The following is a 16,072-nucleotide window of genomic DNA, read 5'->3' as shown; positions in this document are numbered from 1 at the left end:
GGGGGCGCCCCCCCCCCCCCGGGGGCGCCGGGCCGTTCGTGTGCGCGGAGGCGGGTCAGGCGTCCTGCGCCGGGGTGCCGTCGTTCGCCGCGGCGATCTGGCGGCGGACGTCCTCCATGTCGAGGCCCTTGACGGCGTCCACGACCTGCTTGAGCGCGGGAGCGGGGAGCGCGCCCGGCTGGGAGAAGACGAGGATGCCCTCGCGGAAGGCCATGAGCGTCGGGATGGACGTGATGTTCGCGGCCGCGGCGAGGCCGCGCTCGGCCTCGGTGTCGATCTTGCCGTGCACCACGTCCGGGTTCTCCTCCGACGACGCCTCGAACACGGGGGCGAACATCTTGCACGGTCCGCACCAGTCGGCCCAGAAGTCGACGAGGACGATGTCGTTCTCCGTGATCGTCTGCTCGAAGGTGGACTCGGTGAGCGTCTGCGTGGCCATGGATGATCCTCCTGGGACGGTGGGGTGTCTGCCTCGTAGAGCAACGATCTTCCCCCACGTATTCCCCTCGCCCCCGGGTGCGTCACGTGCCCCGGCCCGCCGCTCGCCCGACCAGCCTCTACGCTGCCCCTGTGACGAACGCCACCACCTCCCCTCGGCTCTCGCGCACCACGATCGCCGGCTACGCCGCCGGCTCGGTCGGCACCGGGGGCTTCGGCACCCTGCCCGGGCTCGTGCTGCTCGTGTACCTGACCGATGCGCTCGCGGTCCCCGCCGCGGTCGCGGGGCTCATCGTCACCGGGGCGAAGGTCTGGGACGTCGTCATCGACCCGTTCATCGGGTACGGCTCCGACCGCGACCTCGCCCGCACCGGCTCGCGCCGACGCTTCATGACGATCGGCGCCCTCACGCTGCCCGTCTTCTTCGCGCTGACCTTCGCCGTCCCCGCCGCGGCGGGACCGACCGCCGCGGCGATCTGGGTGCTCGTCGCGTTCCTCCTCGCCGCGACGGCGTTCTCCCTCTTCCAGGTCCCCTACATCGCCCTGCCGGCCGAGCTCGACCCCACCTACGACGGCCGCACGCGCCTGCTCGCGTGGCGCGTCGCGGCGCTCGCGTTCGCCATCCTCCTGTTCGGCGCCGGTGGCCCGGCGCTGCGCGGGGGCGGCGACTCGACCTCGGGCTACCTCGTCATGGGTGTCGTGTCGGGCGTGATCATCGGCGTGGGCATGCTCGTCGCGTCGCGCGTCGCTCCGCGCGTCGCCCCGCGCCCGTACGACGTCCGGGACGGTGGTTCGCCCGCCGGGACGACGACGCCGCTCGCCCCCGCCGCCTCGACGTCCGCCTCGCGCGCGTGGACCCTCGCGGTCCGCGAGGCGTTCGACGCGCTGCGCCGCTCACGGCCGTTCCGCACGCTGCTCGCCGCGTTCTTCCTCCAGGCGGTCGCCACCGGCCTCATGCTCGCGGGCGCGGCGTACGTCGCCCGCTACGTGCTGCACGACGAGGCTGCGGTGAGCTACCTCTTCGCCGCGCTCATCGCCCCCGCCCTGCTCTGCATGCCGCTGTGGACCCGGCTCGCGCGCCGCGACGGGAAGGAGCGCGGGTTCGTCGTCGCCACGGCGCTCTTCGCGGTCGCCGCGCTCGGCATGATCCCGCTCCTGTGGTCCCCCGGCGCCTGGGTGTACGTGCCGACGGCGCTCGCCGGGATCGCCTACGCGGGCATGCAGGCGCTCCCGCTCGCGATGCTCCCGGACGTCATCGCCCACGACGCGCGCACGCACGGCGAGGGCCGCGGCGGGGCGTTCAGCGGCGTGTGGACGGCGGGCGAGACGACGGGCATGGCACTCGGCGCCGCGGTGCTCTCGGTCGTCCTCGGCGTCACCGGGTACGTGTCGACGCGGGCCGGCGAGACGGTCGCCCAGCCCGGCGCCGCGGTGGACGGGATCGCGCTCTCCTTCTCGGTCGTGCCCGCCGCGCTCGTCCTGCTGAGCCTCCTCCCGCTCGTGAGGTACGGTCTGCGCAAGGGGGACATCGACGACACAGCACCGGAGCTGCCGCGTGACCACGCCCCGACCGACCGAGCCCGCGACTGACGCCTCCTCGGAGCGCCCCGGGGCGCCTCCGACCGGCGACGTCCCGCTGCGCACGGACGGGATCCTCGACCGGCTCGCCACGCTCCGCGCCGCGGACGCCCCGACGCACGGCGGCCGTGTCCTGTCCTACGTCTACGACCCGGGCCTCGCCGAGCTCGACGAGCTCGCCGCCGCGGCGGCCCGCGCGGTCCAGCCCGTCAACGGCCTCGACCCGACGACGTTCACGTCGGTCGCCGTCATGGAGTCCGAGCTGGTCGCCTTCGCCCGGGCCATGCTCCGCGGTGCCGCCACGGGGCCGGACGCGGTCGTGGGCTCGGTGACCTCGGGCGGGACCGAGAGCTGCCTGCTCGCGGTGAAGATCGCCCGCGACGCCGCGCGCGCGGCCCGGCCCGGCGTGCGCCCTCGCGTCGTCGCGCCGGTGAGCGTGCACGCGGCGTTCCGCAAGGCCGCGCTGTACCTCGACGTCGACCTCACGCTCGTGCCGGTCGACCCCGGGACCGGGACCCTCACGGCCGCCGACCTCGTCGCGGAGCTCGACGACGACGTCGCGCTCGTCGTCGTGTCCGCGCCGTCGTACCCGCACGGCGTCGTCGACCCCGTCGCCGAGGTCGCCGCCGCGGCCTCCGCGCGCGGCGTCCCGGTGCACGTGGACGCGTGCGTCGGCGGGTGGGTCCTGCCGTTCTGGGAGGGCGCGGGCGGAGAGCGGGTGCCGGCCTTCGACTTCTCCGTGCCCGGCGTGACGAGCATCTCCGCCGACGTGCACAAGTACGGCTACGCGCCCAAGGGCACGTCGGTCCTGCTCGTCCGCGGCCGCGACCGCCAGCGCCGCCAGTTCTTCGCGACGACGGGCTGGCCCGGCTACCCGGTGGTCAACCCGACGACGTCGGGCTCACGCTCGGCGGCCCCGCTCGCGGCGGCGTGGGCGGTGAGCCAGGCCCTCGGCACAGCCGGGTACACGGCCCTCACCGCGCGCTGCGTGCGCGCGACCCGGGCCCTGCGCGAGGCGATCGACGGGATCGACGGGCTGCGCGTCGTCGGCCGCCCGACCGGTCCCCTCGTCGCGGTGGCCTGCGACGAGTCCGTCCCCGCCGCGCGGCAGGTCGACCCGCACCAGTGGGCCGACGCCGTCCGGTCGCTCGGGTGGGTCCTCCAGCCGCAGCCGGGGCTCGCGCAGGACGACGGCACGCACCTGCCGCACACGACCCACCTCACCGTCACCCCCGTGACGGAGGCCGGCCTCGACGACCTCGTGGCGGCGCTGGTCCGGGGCGCCGACGTCGTGCGTGGCGAACCACGCCCGGACGTGAGCGCCGTCCTCGGCGCCCTCGCCGGGGCCTTCGCCCCGGTACCGGGCCACGGTGCGGCGGAGCCCACCGCGGACGCCGTCTGGGAGGCGCTGCTCGCGGCGCTCGCCACGGACGGTGGCGAGCCCCACGGGGAGAGCGGTGGCACGAGCCGCTCCGTCCTGCCCGACCGGCTCGCACCGCTCATGGCGGTCATGGAGGTGCTGCCGGCGCCCGTCGCGGAGCGCGCCCTCGTCGAGATCGTCGCGCGGGTCGCCGAGCCGCCCTCCGAGCCCGGCGCGCCGTGAGCGAACTCGCCCCGTCGCACCGCACGGGGTAGAACAGTCGCGTGACCGACACCGCCGACTTCACGCCCGACGACTTCTCCCACGAGAACCCGCGACCCGCGGGCTGGCTCAGCCCGGAGGAGATCGCGGTGGCGCGCGCGCAGCTCCCGCTCGTCTACGTCGACGCCGTCCCGGTGCGGGTCGACGACTCCGGCGACGTGGTCGCCGTCGGGCTCCTGCTGCGCGTCACGCCCGAGGGCATGATGACGCGCGCCCTCGTCTCCGGCCGCGTGATGTTCCACGAGCGCATCCGTGACGCCCTGCTGCGGCACATCGAGAAGGACCTCGGCCCGGTCGCGCTCCCTCAGGTCCCCGCGTCGCCGCAGCCGTTCACGGTCGCCGAGTACTTCCCGACGCCCGGCATCACCTCCTACCACGACCCCCGTCAGCACGCGGTGTCCCTCGCGTACGTCGTCCCGGTGACGGGCGACTGCCGTCCGCAGCAGAACGCGCTCGAGCTCGCGTGGCTCACGCCCGAGCAGGCGTGCAGCGACGAGGTCCAGCTCGAGATGCGCGGCGGCCAGGGGGTGCTGCTGCGCCAGGCGATGGCGTACGTGGGCCGCCTGCCGTGACCGGCGCGCCGCGCGTCCCGGCGTCGGGACGTCGGCTCGCGGCAGCCCGTGTGCTGCACGCGCTCGTGGCGCTCGCCGCGCTCACCGGCATCGTCATGGAGCTCGTCATCGCGCTCGTCGACGGACCCGGCACCGCACCGAGCCAGGCCGAACGCCTCGTGCGCCTCTTCTCCTACTTCACGATCCAGTCGAACCTGCTCGTCGGGGTCGTCTCGCTCCTCCTCGCGGTGCGGCCCGAGCGCGACGGCCCGGTCTTCCGCGTCGCCCACCTCGACGCGCTGCTGTGCATCGCCGTCACCGGGATCGTCTACCACACCGTGCTCCGCGGCCTCGCCGAGCTGAGCGCCGCCGGCCAGGTCTCGAACCTGCTCCTGCACCTGCTCGCGCCCGTGCTCGCGGTCGGCGCGTGGCTCCTCGTCGGGCCGCGGCCGCGGACAGGCTCCGCGACGGTCTGGTGGTCGGTCGCCTACCCCCTCGCGTGGATCGCGTACACGTTCGTCCGTGGCGCCGTCGTCGGCTGGTACCCCTACCCCTTCCTCGACGTGGAGGCGTGGGGGCTCGCGCGGGCGCTGGTCAACACCGCGGTCGTCGCCGTCGTCTTCCTCCTCCTCGCGTGGCTCGTGCGCCTCGTCGACGCGCGGCTGCGCCCGGCCCCCTGACGCCCGTCCCGCAAGGGGACCAACGGCCCCCGACCTCCGTCCCCTCGGCCCTGGGTCGGGCGTCCCCCTGCACCGACGCTGGAGGGAGGGGACCCGTCCGCTCCGGACGGGCGTACGACGAAGGGGTGCGCCATGGATGCCGCAGTGGTCTACGAGTCGATGTACGGGAACAGCGAGCGGGTCGCGCAGGCCGTCGCCGAGGGGCTGAGCGAGACGGTCCGCGTCATGGTGGTCGACGTGACCGACCCGGCGGCGAGCCCCGACGCGCTCCGGCACATGGGCCTCGTGGTCGCCGGAGGCCCCACCCACGCGTTCGGCATGACCCGGCCCGCGACCCGCGCCGAGGCGGTGCAGCGCGCGAGCGGCGACGTGTCCGACCGCGCGACGGGCTTGCGCGAGTGGGTCGAGTCCGTCCCGCGCCAGGGGGAGGCACGCCTCGCCGCGACGTTCGACACGCGCGTCACCAAGGTCAAGCCGCTGCCCGGCTCCGCCGCCCGCGGGGCGGCCAAGGTGCTGCGCCGCGCGGGGTTCCGCCTGGCTGCTCCCCCGGCGTCGTTCTACGTCGGGGACGTCGAGGGGCCGCTCGACGACGGCGAGCTGGACCGCGCGCGGGCATGGGGCCGCGCGCTGGGCAAGCTCCTCGTCCCGGCGGGCAGCCCGGTCGAGGGCCGCTGAGAGAGCGGCTCGCCGGGTCGGCGAAGACCGCCGCCCCGGTCAGCCCGCGAGCTCGAGCCGCGGCCAGTCCTCGAGGTCCTCGCGCATGCGCCGGTCGTGCGTCGCGACGACCACGGCCGCTGGCGTGACCCGCAGCGCCTGCGTGAGCTCGTCGACGAGGTCGATCGAGAGGTGGTTGGTCGGCTCGTCGAGGATCAGCACGTGCGGCGCGGCCAGGAGCGCCCGGGCCAGGTCGAACCGGCGCCGCTGCCCCGCGGACAGCTCGCGCAGCGGCCGCTCCAGGTCCTCCTCGGTGAGCAGGCCGAGGAAGGCGACCGGTACGAGGTGGTCCGGGTCCAGCCGGTTCGCGTCGAGGAGCTCGAGGGCCTCCCGTGCGTACTCGTCGAACCCGGTGCGGCCCTCCGCCGCAGGGGGCAGCGCCGGGCCCTCCTGCGCGACGACGCCCAGCCGTGCGCCGTCGACCACGGACCGCGTGCCGCGGTCGAGGGGCACCAGGCCCGCGAGCGCCGCGAGGAACGTCGACTTCCCGCTCCCGTTCGGCCCGGTCACCAGGAGCCGCCCGCTGGGCGGGAGCGCGACCCGGGTCCCGGGCAGGTCGAGGCGCGCGCCGCCGTCGGGCCCGACGCGCGGGCTGCGCAGCTCGAGCACCGGGTCGCCCGGGTCCCAGCCGGACGACATCGCGGGGAGCTCGGGGAAGACGAGCTGGAGCGGCGGCACGGGGACCTCGACGGCCTCGGCCTCGAGCTGCTGGAGGCGCCGGTCCGCGGCCTTGACGTGGATGCGGGAGCGCGTCGCACGGCGGTGCTTCTGGCTGCCCTTGGGCGGGCGCCACTCGTCGGACAGGCCCTCGTACGACGCGTCGAGCACGGCGGCGAGCTTCTCCGCGCGCTTCTGCTCGGCGCGGAAGCGCTGGCGCCAGCGGTGCAGCGCCTGGTTCTTGGCGAACCGGTAGGACAGGTAGCCCGGCTGCCCGTAGAGCACCGGCTTCCCGTCCATGGCGGGGTCGAGGTCGAGGATCTCGGTCGCGACGTCGTCGAGGAGCTGGCGGTCGTGCGTGACCATGACCACTCCCCCGCGCCATGCGACGAGCTCGCCCGTGAGGAAGTCGATCCCCCCGGTGTCGAGGTGGTTGGTGGGTTCGTCGAGGAGCAGCAGGTCGGCGCGCTCCGCGAGCCGGCACGCGAGGCGCACGCGGTAGCGCTCGCCGACCGACAGGGTCGCGAGCTCGCGGTCCCGGTCGCGGCACGCGCCGAGACGGGACAACGCGACGTCGACGCGGCGGTCGGCGTCCCACACGGCGAGGTGCTCTGCCCGCGCGAGGATCTCCGTGAGCTCGGCGAGGTCCCCTGCCTCGTGGTCGAAGTCGCGGGCGGCCGCCTCGAGCTCCGCGGCGACCGCGCGCAGCCCGCTGAGCGTCGCGGCGACGAGCGTGCCGACCGTCTGGCCGGGCTCGATCGCGAGCTCCTGCTCGACGAGCGCGAGCGAACCCGCGCGGCGGACCTCGCCGCGGCCGGGGATCAGGTCGCCCGCGAGCACGTGCAGCAGCGTCGACTTGCCCGTGCCGTTCTCCCCCACGACGCCCAGCCGCGTCCCTCCGGCAACACGCAGGCTCACGCCGTCGAGGACGGGACGTCCGGGGTAGGCGAAGGCGAGGTCGTCGGCGGCGAGATGCACGCGGACAACCTTATGTTCCGCGTGGTCGATCCCCTGCGTCGCGAGACCGGCCTCCCGGGTGGCGGACTCGGCCGGACGGGTCGTGCGCGTGGGCGGGGTACGGTCGTGAGCATGACCGACCTCGCGCCCACCGGAGCGGCCCCGCGTCGCCCCGGGCTCGTCCTGCTCGCCGCGCTCGCCGACGTCGCGTGCGTCCTGGCGCTCGCGAGCGGGGGCCTCGCGACGCACTCCGCCGACGAGGGCATGGCCCGGCTGCTCGTCGTCGCCTGGCCGTTCGCGGCGGGCGCCGCGCTGGGCTGGCTCGTCACGCGCGCGTGGCGCCGCCCGTGGGCCCTGTGGCCGGCGGGAGTGGTCGTCTGGGGCTGCGCCTGGGCGCTCGGCGTCCTCCTCCGCGTCCTCACCGGCCAGGGCGTCGCCCCGGCGTTCCAGCTCGTGTCCTTCGGGTTCCTCGCGGTCACGATGCTGGGTTGGCGCGGCGTGGTCGCGCTCGTGGGCGTGCTCCGGCCGGGCGACCGGCGCCGCCGCGAACGCGACCTCGCCGGCGGCCCGCTACCGCGCTGACAGGGCGGCGACGACGTCCGGAGCGAGGGCGCGGAACGCCTTGCCGCGGTGGCTGATCGCGTTCTTCTCCGCCGGGCTCAGCTCGGCCGCGGACCGGACGCCGTTCTCGACGCCGCCCGGCTGCTCGTCCGGCAGCAGGATCGGGTCGTACCCGAAGCCGTTCTCCCCACGCGGTGCGGTGAGCAGGGTCCCCCGCATCTCCCCCGTCCGCACCACTTCGGTGCCGTCGGGCGTGACGAGCGCCGCCGCGCACACGAAGCCCGCTGCGCGGTGCTCGGCGCGCACGTCCCCGAGCTGGGCGAGCAGGAGCTCGAGGTTCGCGACGTCGTCGCCGTGGCGCCCGGCCCACCGCGCCGAGAAGATCCCGGGGGCGCCGCCCAGCACGTCGACGGCGAGGCCCGAGTCGTCGGCGACCGCCGGCAGCCCCGTGGCCGCGACGAGCGCGCGCGCCTTGATGAGCGCGTTCTCCGCGAACGTCACGCCGTCCTCGACGGGCTCGGGCGCCCCGACGTCGCCCGCGCCGACGATCGCCTCGGGCGCCAGCTCGAGCCCCGGGTGCGCGTCGAGCTCGGCCGCGAAGATGGCGCGCAGCTCGGCGATCTTGCCCGGGTTGTGCGTCGCGAGGACCAGGCGCGCGCCGTCGGGCACGACGACCGTCGCCTCGGGCGCGCCGCTCACCGCGCGTCCGTCGCGAGCGCCGCGCGCTGGATCGCGGTGAGGTCGGCGGTGCCCGCCACCGCGAGGTCGAGGAGCGCGTCGAGCTCCGCGCGGTCGAACGGGGCGTGCTCCGCCGTGCCCTGCACCTCGACGAACGTGCCCGAGCCCGTGACGACGACGTTCATGTCCGTCTCGGCTCGCACGTCCTCGACGTAGGGGAGGTCGAGCATGGGCGTGCCGTCGATGATCCCGACGCTCACGGCCGCGACCGAGTCGGTGAGGACCGGCTTGCCGCCCTTGATGTGCCCGTGCCGCTGGCCCCACGCGACGGCGTCGGCCAGCGCGACGTAGGCGCCCGTGATCGCGGCGGTGCGCGTGCCGCCGTCGGCCTGGAGGACGTCGCAGTCCAGCACGATCGTGTTCTCGCCGAGCGCCGAGACGTCGATGATCGCACGCAGGGACCGCCCGATGAGGCGCGAGATCTCGTGCGTGCGCCCGCCGATCTTGCCCTTGACCGACTCGCGCTGGCTGCGCTCGTTCGTCGCGCGCGGCAGCATCGCGTACTCGGCGGTGACCCAGCCCTCGCCGGACCCCTTGCGCCAGCGCGGCACGCCCTCCGTGAACGACGCCGCGCACAGCACGCGCGTGCGGCCGAACTCGACGAGCACGCTGCCCTCGGCCTGGTCGAGCCAGTGGCGGGTGATGGTCACGGGGCGGAGCTGGTCGGGCGTGCGGCCGTCGGCGCGCGCGACCGCGGAAGAGGCAGGGTTGGTCATGCGGCCACCCTACCGACCCCCCGCCACCCGCTGAGTGCATGAAATAGTCGCGCCGATCGGCCTGCGGCGCGACTATTTCATGCACTCAGCGGCTAGAGGTCGAAGACCGCGCCGGTCGTCGCCACGTCGACCTGGCCCGCGTACGACTCGCGGGCCTCCGCGCGCGAGCGCTCGGGGTCGTTCCATGCGGGGAGGTGCGTCAGCACCAGGCGGTGCGCGCCGGCCGCCGTCGCGACCTCGCCCGCCCGGCGCCCCGTGAGGTGGATGCCGCGCTCGACGCCGTCGTCGCGGCCCTCGTGGAACGCGGCCTCCGACAGCAGCAGGTCGGCGTCGCGCGCGAGCTCGACGACGCCGTCGCACGCGTCCGTGTCGCCCGTGTACGCGAGCACGGCCTGCTCGCCCGGCCGCAGCGACGACGGGCCGGTGACCCGCACCCCGTACGCCTCGACCGGGTGGAAGACGCGGTACGGCTCCAGCGTGAGCGGCCCGACCCGCACGGGCACGCCCGGCTCCCAGACCCGCACGTCGAGCTCCTCGCTCATCCCGTCGCCCGGCTCGACGCCGTACGCCGCCTCGATGCGCCCGGCCGTCCCCGACGGACCGAGCACCGTCAGCCGGCTCGGCACCCCGGTCCGGGTCGAGCCGCGCTCGGGGTGGTAGCGCAGGTAGACGTACAGGCCACAGACGTCGACGAAGTGGTCGGGGTGCAGGTGCGACAGCGCGACGGCGTCGAGGTCGAGCGGGTCCACGAACCGCTGGAGCGCACCCAGCGCCCCGTTGCCCAGGTCGAGCACGACGTTCCAGTCGCGCGCCTCGAACCCCGCGGCCGCGGCCTCCGCGGCCGGGACCTGGACGAGGTACGACGACGCGGGCGAGTCCGGACCGGCGAACGACCCCGAGCATCCGACCGTGACGAGGCGCATCAGGCGGCCTCCACGCTGAGCACCTCGGGGCCGAGGAAGCGGCGCGCCAGGTGCTCGAACGGCTCCGCGCTCCCCGTCGCGAGGAAGCGGTGCTGCGGCGGCCCCGCGTCGCGCGAGCGCTCGAGGTCGTGCGCGACGAGAGTGCGGTACACGTCCTTGGCGGTCTCCTCCGCGCTCGACACGAGCGTGACCTCCTCGCCCATGACGTAGGAGATCGCGCCCGTCAGGAGCGGGTAGTGCGTGCACCCGAGCACCAGCGTGTCGACGCCCGCCGCCTTGACCGGGTCGAGGTAGCGGTGCGCGACCTCCAGCACCTCGGGCCCCGACGTCACGCCCTGCTCGACGAGGGGCACGAAGTCCGGGCACGCCTGGGTCGTCAGCTGCAGGCCCGGCGTGACGGCGAACGCGTCCTCGTAGGACCGCGACGTGATGGTGGCGCGCGTCCCGATGACCCCGATCCGCCCCGAACGCGTCGCCGCGACCGCGCGCCGCGCCGCCGGGAGGATCACCTCGACGACCGGCAGGCCGTGGCGCTGCGTGTACCGCTCGCGCGCGTCGCGCAGGACCGCCGAGGAGGCCGAGTTGCACGCGATGACGAGCATCTTCACGCCGTCGTCGACGAGCTGGTCCATGATCGCCAGCGCCATCGCCCGGACCGCCGCGAGCGGCTTGGGCCCGTAGGGGCCGTTCGCGGTGTCCCCGATGTAGAGGAGGGACTCGTTCGGAAGCTGGTCCAGGATCGAGCGCGCGACGGTCAGGCCGCCCACGCCCGAGTCGAAGATCCCGATGGGAGCGTCGTTCACCCGCCCGAGCCTACTGGCGCGCCCGCGCGCGGGGCGCACCGAACCGCGGCTCCCGCCTGTGGCAGCGCCCACAGGATGGCTGCCGTTCGGGCCCGCCCCTCAGGGCCGGCGCTCAGGACCCTCCGCCGCGCCCCGCCCTGAGGTCGGCGAGCATGCCGTCCACGAGCGACTCCTGGAGCAGGCCCGTGAGCAGGAACACGCTCACGAGGAACCGGCGCGGCGCGCCGCCCACCTCGCCGTCGTCCGGGCCGTCGTCGCCCTCGCGGTCCAGCTCGTCGTACAGACCCTCGACCTGCTCGTCGGTCCGCAGCCCGAGGCGCTCGGCGAGCACGAGGCGCACGTCCGTCAGCGCCCCCGCGACGTCCTCGGCCTCCTCGCGGGCGACCGCGAACGGCGCCACCTCGGACGGCTCCGAGTCCACGAGCATGCGCGCCAGCAGCACCAGCCGCCCGACCTTGCGCGCGGCCAGGTCGTCCTGCGTGAACCGCCGGAACTCGGTCGCCACCTCGACGTCGTCCGACGCGTCCGGGAGCAGACGCCGCACCGCCGGGTCCGGCGGCGGTGTCGCGTCCGTCGCGTGCCCGCCGGGCAGCGGGCCCGTCCAGCCGGGAGGTGACCACGCGTCGTCGGGCGCGGACGGTCCGGGCTCCCCCGGTGCCCGTCCCGGCACGCCCTCCTGGAGCATCTGCGCGACATCGCCCGCGAGCTGGGCCAGCACGATCCGCTCCGACGGCTCGAGCTCCGCGACGTACCCGTGCGCCTCGGCGCGGAACGGCCTCACTGCTCGCCGTCCTTCTGGAGCGTCGCCCACAGCCCGAACGAGTGCATCGCCTGCACGTCCACCTCCATGCGCTCGCGGTCACCCGTCGACACGACGGCGCGACCTTCCTGGTGCACCTGGAGCATGAGCTCGTGGGCGCGCTCCGCGGCGTACCCGAAGTAGGACTCGAACACGTACGCGACGTAGCTCATGAGGTTGACCGGGTCGTTCCACACGAGGGTGACCCACGGGCTGTCAGGGAGGACGGTCTCGTCGACCCGGGTCGCCTCCTCGGGCACGGTCACGGACGCCCGCGCGCCGACGGCGCGGGTGAAGATCGGCTGGGGGCTCACGCCACCACTGTATTCGTGGGCCTGTCGGCGCCCACGTCGTCGACGGCTGCCCTACCGTATTCCGCATGAGCCTCGCCGACCCGGGCAGCGTCGCCCTCTCCCCCACCGACAGCGCTGCCTCGCCGCAGGTCGGCACGCAGCGGCCGCCCTACCAGCCGGTCGCGTCGACCGCGCTCCTCACCGACCGGTACGAGCTGACGATGCTCCAGGCCGCGCTCGCGGACGGCACCGCCGACCGGCACTGCCTCTTCGAGGTCTTCACGCGCCGCCTGCCCTCGGGGCGCCGGTACGGGGTCCTCGCGGGGACCGGTCGCGTCCTCGAGGCGCTCTCGTCGTTCCGCTTCGGGGCCGAGGAGCTCGACTGGCTGCACGCGCAGTCCGTCGTCGACGACCGCACGCTCGAGTTCCTCGAGAGCTACCGGTTCACCGGCACGATCACCGGGTACGCCGAGGGCGAGGTCTTTTTCCCGCAGTCGCCCGTGATGACCGTCGAAGGCACCTTCGCCGAGGCCGTCCTCCTCGAGACGCTCGTGCTGTCGATCCTCAACTACGACTCCGCGGTCGCGTCCGCCGCGTCGCGCATGACGAGCGCCGCCGTCGAGCGCCCCTGCCTCGAGATGGGCGCGCGCCGCGCGCACGAGCAGGCCGCCGTCGCCGCGGCGCGCGCCGCCGTCGTCGGCGGTTTCGCCGGGACGTCGAACCTCGAGGCGGGACGCCGCTACGGGCTCGCGACCATCGGTACCGCCGCGCACGCCTTCACGCTCCTGCACGACGACGAGGAGTCCGCCTTCGCGTCGCAGGTCGCCTCCCTCGGGCCCGGGACGACCCTCCTCGTCGACACCTACGACGTGCGCAAGGGCGTCCAGAACGCGGTCCGCGCTGCTGGCGGACGCCTCGGTGCCGTCCGACTCGACTCGGGCGACCTCGGTGTCCTCGCCGTCGAGGTGCGCCGCCAGCTCGACTCCCTCGGCGCGCACGACACGAAGATCACCGTCACGTCCGACCTCGACGAGTACGCCATCGCGTCGCTCGCCGCCGCCCCGGTCGACTCCTACGGCGTCGGCACGTCGCTCGTGACCGGCTCCGGCGCGCCGACGTGCGGGATGGTCTACAAGCTCGTCGCCCGCGCCGACGCCTCCGGCGTGCTCCAGCCCGTCGCGAAGGCGTCCACGGCCAAGACCAGCACCGGCGGGCGCAAGGTCGCCGCGCGCCGGTACGACGTCGACGGGCGCGCGGTCGAGGAGGTCGTCGTCACCGGCGCCGACCTCGCCGTCCAGGAGTGGGAGCCTGACGACGGCGACCTCCGCCCGATCCAGGTCCCGCTCGTCGTCGACGGCGCGGTCGACTCGCGCTGGGTCGGGTCCTACGGCGTCCAGAACGCCGCGCACCGCCACCGCGAGGCCCGCGCGGAGCTGCCCCGCGGCGCCCGCCGCCTCTCCGCCGGCGACCCGGCCATCCCGACGGTCGTGCACACGCTCCCCTGACCGCCGAGGTGGAACTGCGGTTGCCGAGGGAGAACCGCGGTTGCCGACCACGACCGCGGAACCCGCCACGTGGGCCGGAGCCCCGACGGCGACGGCGGAACCGGTCGCGGGATCGCGAACCGAGACCGATGACCGGGCGCTACCGCTTGCCGACGAACCAGCCGCGGACGGTCGCGACGCGGGCGTCGAGCTGTTCGACCGTCGCGAGCGGGACCTCAGGGCCGCCGCAGCGGCGGCGCAGCTCGGTGTGCACCGAGCCGTGCGGCTGCCCGCTGCGGCGCGACCAGGCGGACACGAGCTGCTGGAGCTCCTTGCGGAGCTCGGCCGCCCGACGGTGGTCCATCTCGGACCGCTCGCGCTCCGCCGGCTGCGTGTTCTTCGAGCGGGCGCTCATCTGGTCCGCCTGGCGCTGGCGCAGGAGCGTGGTGACCTGGTCGGCGTCGAGGAGGCCCGGCAGGCCGAGGAAGTCGAGCTCCTCGTCCGACCCGACGTCCGCGCCCGTCCCGAACTCGCCGCCGTCGAACAGCACGCGGTCGAACGAGGCCTGCGCCTCGAGCGCCTCGAACGAGCCCTGGACGAGCTCGCCCGACGCCTTGTCCTCGCGGTTCGCCTCCGCCAGGAGCGCGTCCTCGGGGTTGAAGCCCTCGCCCTGCTCCTCTGCCGTGAGCGGGCGGTCGAGCGCGTGGTCGCGCTCGATCTCGAGCCCGTTCGCGAGCTCCAGCAGGTGCGGGACGCTGGGCAGGAACACCGACGCGGTCTCACCGCGCTTGCGCGCCCGCACGAACCGCCCGACGGCCTGCGCGAAGAACAGCGGGGTCGCCGTCGAGGTCGCGTACACGCCGACGGCGAGGCGCGGGACGTCCACGCCCTCCGACACCATGCGCACGGCGACCATCCACCGGCCGTCGCCGTCGGAGAACTCCTCGATGCGGCTGCTCGCCCCGTCGTCGTCGGAGAGGACGACCGTCGGTGACTTCCCCGTGATGCGGGCGAGGTGGCCCGCGTAGGCGCGGGCGTCGGTCTGGTCGGTCGCGATGACCAGTCCCCCGGCGTCGGGGATAGCTCGCCGCACCTCGGTGAGCCGCTTGTCCGCTGCCGCGAGGACCGACGGGATCCACTCGCCGTTCGGGTCGAGCGCGGTGCGCCACGCCTGGGCGGTCATGTCCTTGGTGAGCGCCTCGCCGAGGCGCGCGCTCACCTCGTCCCCGGCCTTGGTCCGCCAGCGCATGTTGCCCGAGTACGACAGGAACAGCACGGGTCGCACGACGTGGTCGCGCAGCGCGTCGCCGTAGCCGTACGTGTAGTCCGCGCGCGAGCGGCGGATGCCGTCGGGGCCGCGCTCGTACTCGACGAACGGGATCGCCGCGGTGTCGGACCGGAAGGGTGTACCCGTGAGGGCGAGACGTCGCGTCGCGTCCTCGAACGCCTCGCGCACCGCGTCGCCCCACGACAGCGCGTCGCCGCCGTGGTGCACCTCGTCGAGGATGACGAGCGTGCGGTCGGCGGTCGTCCGTGCCGCGTGCAGCGCGGGCTTGGCGGCGATCTGCGCGTACGTCAGCGCGACACCGTCGTAGTGGGCGCCGTGCCGGCCCTGGCTGTTGCGGAAGTTCGGGTCGATGCGGATGCCGACGCGCGCGGCGGCGTCGGCCCACTGGTGCTTGAGGTGCTCGGTCGGCGCGACGACCGTCACCCGCCGCACCACGCCCTGCTCCAGGAGCTCCGTCGCCACGCGCAGCGCGAACGTCGTCTTGCCTGCTCCGGGGGTCGCGACGGCGAGGAAGTCCCGCGGCGCGCGCGTGCGGTAGAGCTCGAGGGCCTCGGCCTGCCACGCGCGCAGCTTCGACGCCGAGCCCCACGGGGCTCGACGCGGGAACGCGGGCGAGAGGTGCGAGGCCGCCGCCGACGACGGGCTCTGCGGTGCGGGTGGGGTGGTCCTGCTACGGGTGTCAGGGACGGAGTGACCGGTGGACGTCGTGTGGTGCTCCGCGCTCACTTGCCGGAGTCACCCTCGCCGTCCTGCGGGTCCCGCAGACCCTCGTAGATCTCCTTGCAGGTGGGGCACACGGGGAACTTGTTCGGGTCGCGGCCGGGCACCCACACCTTGCCGCACAGCGCGATCACCGGCTTGCCCGAGAGCGCGGACTCCATGATCTTCTCCTTGCGCACGTAGTGCGCGAAGCGCTCGTGGTCGCCCGGCTCGGTCTGCTCGCGCGTCTCCTCGCGCTCGAGCACCCCGGTCGACGTGCCGGTCGTCGGCTCGGTCGCGGGGTTCCGGAACGGGTCCTCAGGACCCCCGGGGGGCGTGCTCGCACGGAGTTCGATCATGGAGGGAAGTCTACGTCGGTGCGCCGACACCCGTGGGGCGCGGCCTCGTCCGCGACTGCCGCGGACCGCTCCGCAGGGCGACGAGAAGAGCCCGCCGGCGCGGCGGTCCAGGGGCGTGGCCCGGGGTCTTATAAACCACAGACGCGGCCGCCGAGATTTTTGGGGGTGTTATAGGGGGGGGGCGGGTCGGTT

17 protein-coding genes are annotated in these 16,072 nt (G+C 74.9%); 7 read left to right on the top strand and 10 right to left on the bottom strand.

The features are described from left to right. Positions 1 to 55 precede the first annotated feature (55 nt). Positions 56 to 439, bottom strand: coding sequence for a thioredoxin (gene trxA, locus ACFWH7_RS17190; protein WP_047233225.1), 384 nt, complete (start codon positions 437 to 439; stop codon positions 56 to 58). A gap of 131 nt (positions 440 to 570) precedes the next feature. On the opposite strand from trxA, the gene ACFWH7_RS17185 reads away from it, so the two are divergent. The 5 genes from ACFWH7_RS17185 (at position 571) to ACFWH7_RS17165 (ending at position 5,564) form a co-directional block, all read left to right on the top strand. Beyond that, on the top strand, positions 571 to 2,028 hold the full coding sequence (locus ACFWH7_RS17185; protein ID WP_378218225.1) for an MFS transporter: 1,458 nt from the start codon (positions 571 to 573) through the stop codon (positions 2,026 to 2,028). Further along, positions 1,994 to 3,619 carry a pyridoxal phosphate-dependent decarboxylase family protein gene (locus ACFWH7_RS17180; protein WP_378218223.1) on the top strand — a complete coding sequence of 542 codons (1,626 nt, stop codon included), beginning with the start codon at positions 1,994 to 1,996 and terminating at the stop codon, positions 3,617 to 3,619. Before ACFWH7_RS17185 ends, ACFWH7_RS17180 begins: the two co-directional genes overlap by 35 nt. Before the next feature lie 41 nt (positions 3,620 to 3,660). Further along, complete coding sequence (locus ACFWH7_RS17175; RefSeq protein WP_047233227.1) at positions 3,661 to 4,230, top strand: NUDIX hydrolase family protein; 570 nt, start codon at positions 3,661 to 3,663, stop codon at positions 4,228 to 4,230. Then, entirely contained in the window at positions 4,227 to 4,889 is a 663-nt protein-coding gene (locus ACFWH7_RS17170) for a Pr6Pr family membrane protein (protein ID WP_378218221.1), read from the top strand. Before ACFWH7_RS17175 ends, ACFWH7_RS17170 begins: the two co-directional genes overlap by 4 nt. 132 nt (positions 4,890 to 5,021) lie before the next feature. Beyond that, positions 5,022 to 5,564: a flavodoxin domain-containing protein gene (locus ACFWH7_RS17165; RefSeq protein ID WP_378218219.1), complete on the top strand. Its 543-nt coding sequence runs from the start codon at positions 5,022 to 5,024 to the stop codon at positions 5,562 to 5,564. A 39-nt stretch (positions 5,565 to 5,603) separates the two neighbouring features. Here the strand turns inward: ACFWH7_RS17165 and ACFWH7_RS17160 are convergent, their stop codons facing one another. Continuing rightward, complete coding sequence (locus ACFWH7_RS17160) at positions 5,604 to 7,238, bottom strand: ABC-F family ATP-binding cassette domain-containing protein (RefSeq protein WP_378218217.1); 1,635 nt, start codon at positions 7,236 to 7,238, stop codon at positions 5,604 to 5,606. 111 nt (positions 7,239 to 7,349) lie between these two features. On the opposite strand from ACFWH7_RS17160, the gene ACFWH7_RS17155 reads away from it, so the two are divergent. Then, positions 7,350 to 7,799 carry a DUF3054 domain-containing protein gene (locus tag ACFWH7_RS17155; RefSeq protein ID WP_378218215.1) on the top strand — a complete coding sequence of 150 codons (450 nt, stop codon included), beginning with the start codon at positions 7,350 to 7,352 and terminating at the stop codon, positions 7,797 to 7,799. Here the strand turns inward: ACFWH7_RS17155 and rdgB are convergent. The 6 genes from rdgB to clpS all read right to left on the bottom strand — a co-directional run bounded on the left by rdgB (position 7,788) and on the right by clpS (position 12,023). Further along, on the bottom strand, positions 7,788 to 8,477 hold the full coding sequence (gene rdgB, locus ACFWH7_RS17150) for an RdgB/HAM1 family non-canonical purine NTP pyrophosphatase (protein WP_378218210.1): 690 nt from the start codon (positions 8,475 to 8,477) through the stop codon (positions 7,788 to 7,790). The genes ACFWH7_RS17155 and rdgB overlap by 12 nt on opposite strands. Then, positions 8,474 to 9,232: a ribonuclease PH gene (gene rph, locus ACFWH7_RS17145; RefSeq protein ID WP_378218208.1), complete on the bottom strand. Its 759-nt coding sequence runs from the start codon at positions 9,230 to 9,232 to the stop codon at positions 8,474 to 8,476. Before rph ends, rdgB begins: the two co-directional genes overlap by 4 nt. A 92-nt stretch (positions 9,233 to 9,324) precedes the next feature. Beyond that, complete coding sequence (locus tag ACFWH7_RS17140; protein ID WP_378218206.1) at positions 9,325 to 10,155, bottom strand: MBL fold metallo-hydrolase; 831 nt, start codon at positions 10,153 to 10,155, stop codon at positions 9,325 to 9,327. Further along, on the bottom strand, positions 10,155 to 10,958 hold the full coding sequence (gene murI / locus ACFWH7_RS17135) for a glutamate racemase (RefSeq protein ID WP_378218204.1): 804 nt from the start codon (positions 10,956 to 10,958) through the stop codon (positions 10,155 to 10,157). The genes ACFWH7_RS17140 and murI overlap by 1 nt, the downstream gene beginning before the upstream one ends. 112 nt (positions 10,959 to 11,070) lie before the next feature. Continuing rightward, entirely contained in the window at positions 11,071 to 11,739 is a 669-nt protein-coding gene (locus ACFWH7_RS17130; protein WP_378218202.1) for a DUF2017 family protein, read from the bottom strand. Continuing rightward, positions 11,736 to 12,023 (bottom strand): ATP-dependent Clp protease adapter ClpS, encoded by a 288-nt coding sequence (gene clpS / locus ACFWH7_RS17125; protein ID WP_047233255.1) that lies wholly within the window; start codon positions 12,021 to 12,023, stop codon positions 11,736 to 11,738. The genes ACFWH7_RS17130 and clpS overlap by 4 nt, the downstream gene beginning before the upstream one ends. A 248-nt stretch (positions 12,024 to 12,271) precedes the next feature. Between clpS and ACFWH7_RS17120 the strand changes: the two genes are divergently transcribed. Continuing rightward, positions 12,272 to 13,555, top strand: coding sequence for a nicotinate phosphoribosyltransferase (locus tag ACFWH7_RS17120; protein WP_378218233.1), 1,284 nt, complete (start codon positions 12,272 to 12,274; stop codon positions 13,553 to 13,555). A 139-nt stretch (positions 13,556 to 13,694) separates the two neighbouring features. Here the strand turns inward: ACFWH7_RS17120 and ACFWH7_RS17115 are convergent, their stop codons facing one another. After that, positions 13,695 to 15,548 (bottom strand): DEAD/DEAH box helicase, encoded by a 1,854-nt coding sequence (locus ACFWH7_RS17115; RefSeq protein ID WP_378218200.1) that lies wholly within the window; start codon positions 15,546 to 15,548, stop codon positions 13,695 to 13,697. Then, positions 15,545 to 15,880: a DUF3039 domain-containing protein gene (locus ACFWH7_RS17110; RefSeq protein WP_141388733.1), complete on the bottom strand. Its 336-nt coding sequence runs from the start codon at positions 15,878 to 15,880 to the stop codon at positions 15,545 to 15,547. The genes ACFWH7_RS17115 and ACFWH7_RS17110 overlap by 4 nt, the downstream gene beginning before the upstream one ends. Positions 15,881 to 16,072: the final 192 nt, after the last annotated feature.

The sequence above is a fragment of the Cellulosimicrobium cellulans genome, from assembly GCF_042723955.1.
Classification (GTDB): domain Bacteria; phylum Actinomycetota; class Actinomycetes; order Actinomycetales; family Cellulomonadaceae; genus Cellulosimicrobium; species Cellulosimicrobium cellulans_H.
Note: the sequence above shows the minus strand (reverse complement) of the source record. Positions and strands in the feature narration are given on the sequence as shown.

What these genes read in the sequence shown, in the direction of transcription:
- trxA (WP_047233225.1), bottom strand. Translation starts at nt 439, where the DNA reads ATGGCCACGCAGACGCTCACCGAGTCCACCTTCGAGCAGACGATCACG.
- ACFWH7_RS17165 (WP_378218219.1), top strand. Translation starts at nt 5,022, where the DNA reads ATGGATGCCGCAGTGGTCTACGAGTCGATGTACGGGAACAGCGAGCGG.
- ACFWH7_RS17155 (WP_378218215.1), top strand. Translation starts at nt 7,350, where the DNA reads ATGACCGACCTCGCGCCCACCGGAGCGGCCCCGCGTCGCCCCGGGCTC.
- rph (WP_378218208.1), bottom strand. Translation starts at nt 9,232, where the DNA reads ATGACCAACCCTGCCTCTTCCGCGGTCGCGCGCGCCGACGGCCGCACG.
- ACFWH7_RS17140 (WP_378218206.1), bottom strand. Translation starts at nt 10,155, where the DNA reads ATGCGCCTCGTCACGGTCGGATGCTCGGGGTCGTTCGCCGGTCCGGAC.
- ACFWH7_RS17120 (WP_378218233.1), top strand. Translation starts at nt 12,272, where the DNA reads ATGCTCCAGGCCGCGCTCGCGGACGGCACCGCCGACCGGCACTGCCTC.
- ACFWH7_RS17110 (WP_141388733.1), bottom strand. Translation starts at nt 15,880, where the DNA reads ATGATCGAACTCCGTGCGAGCACGCCCCCCGGGGGTCCTGAGGACCCG.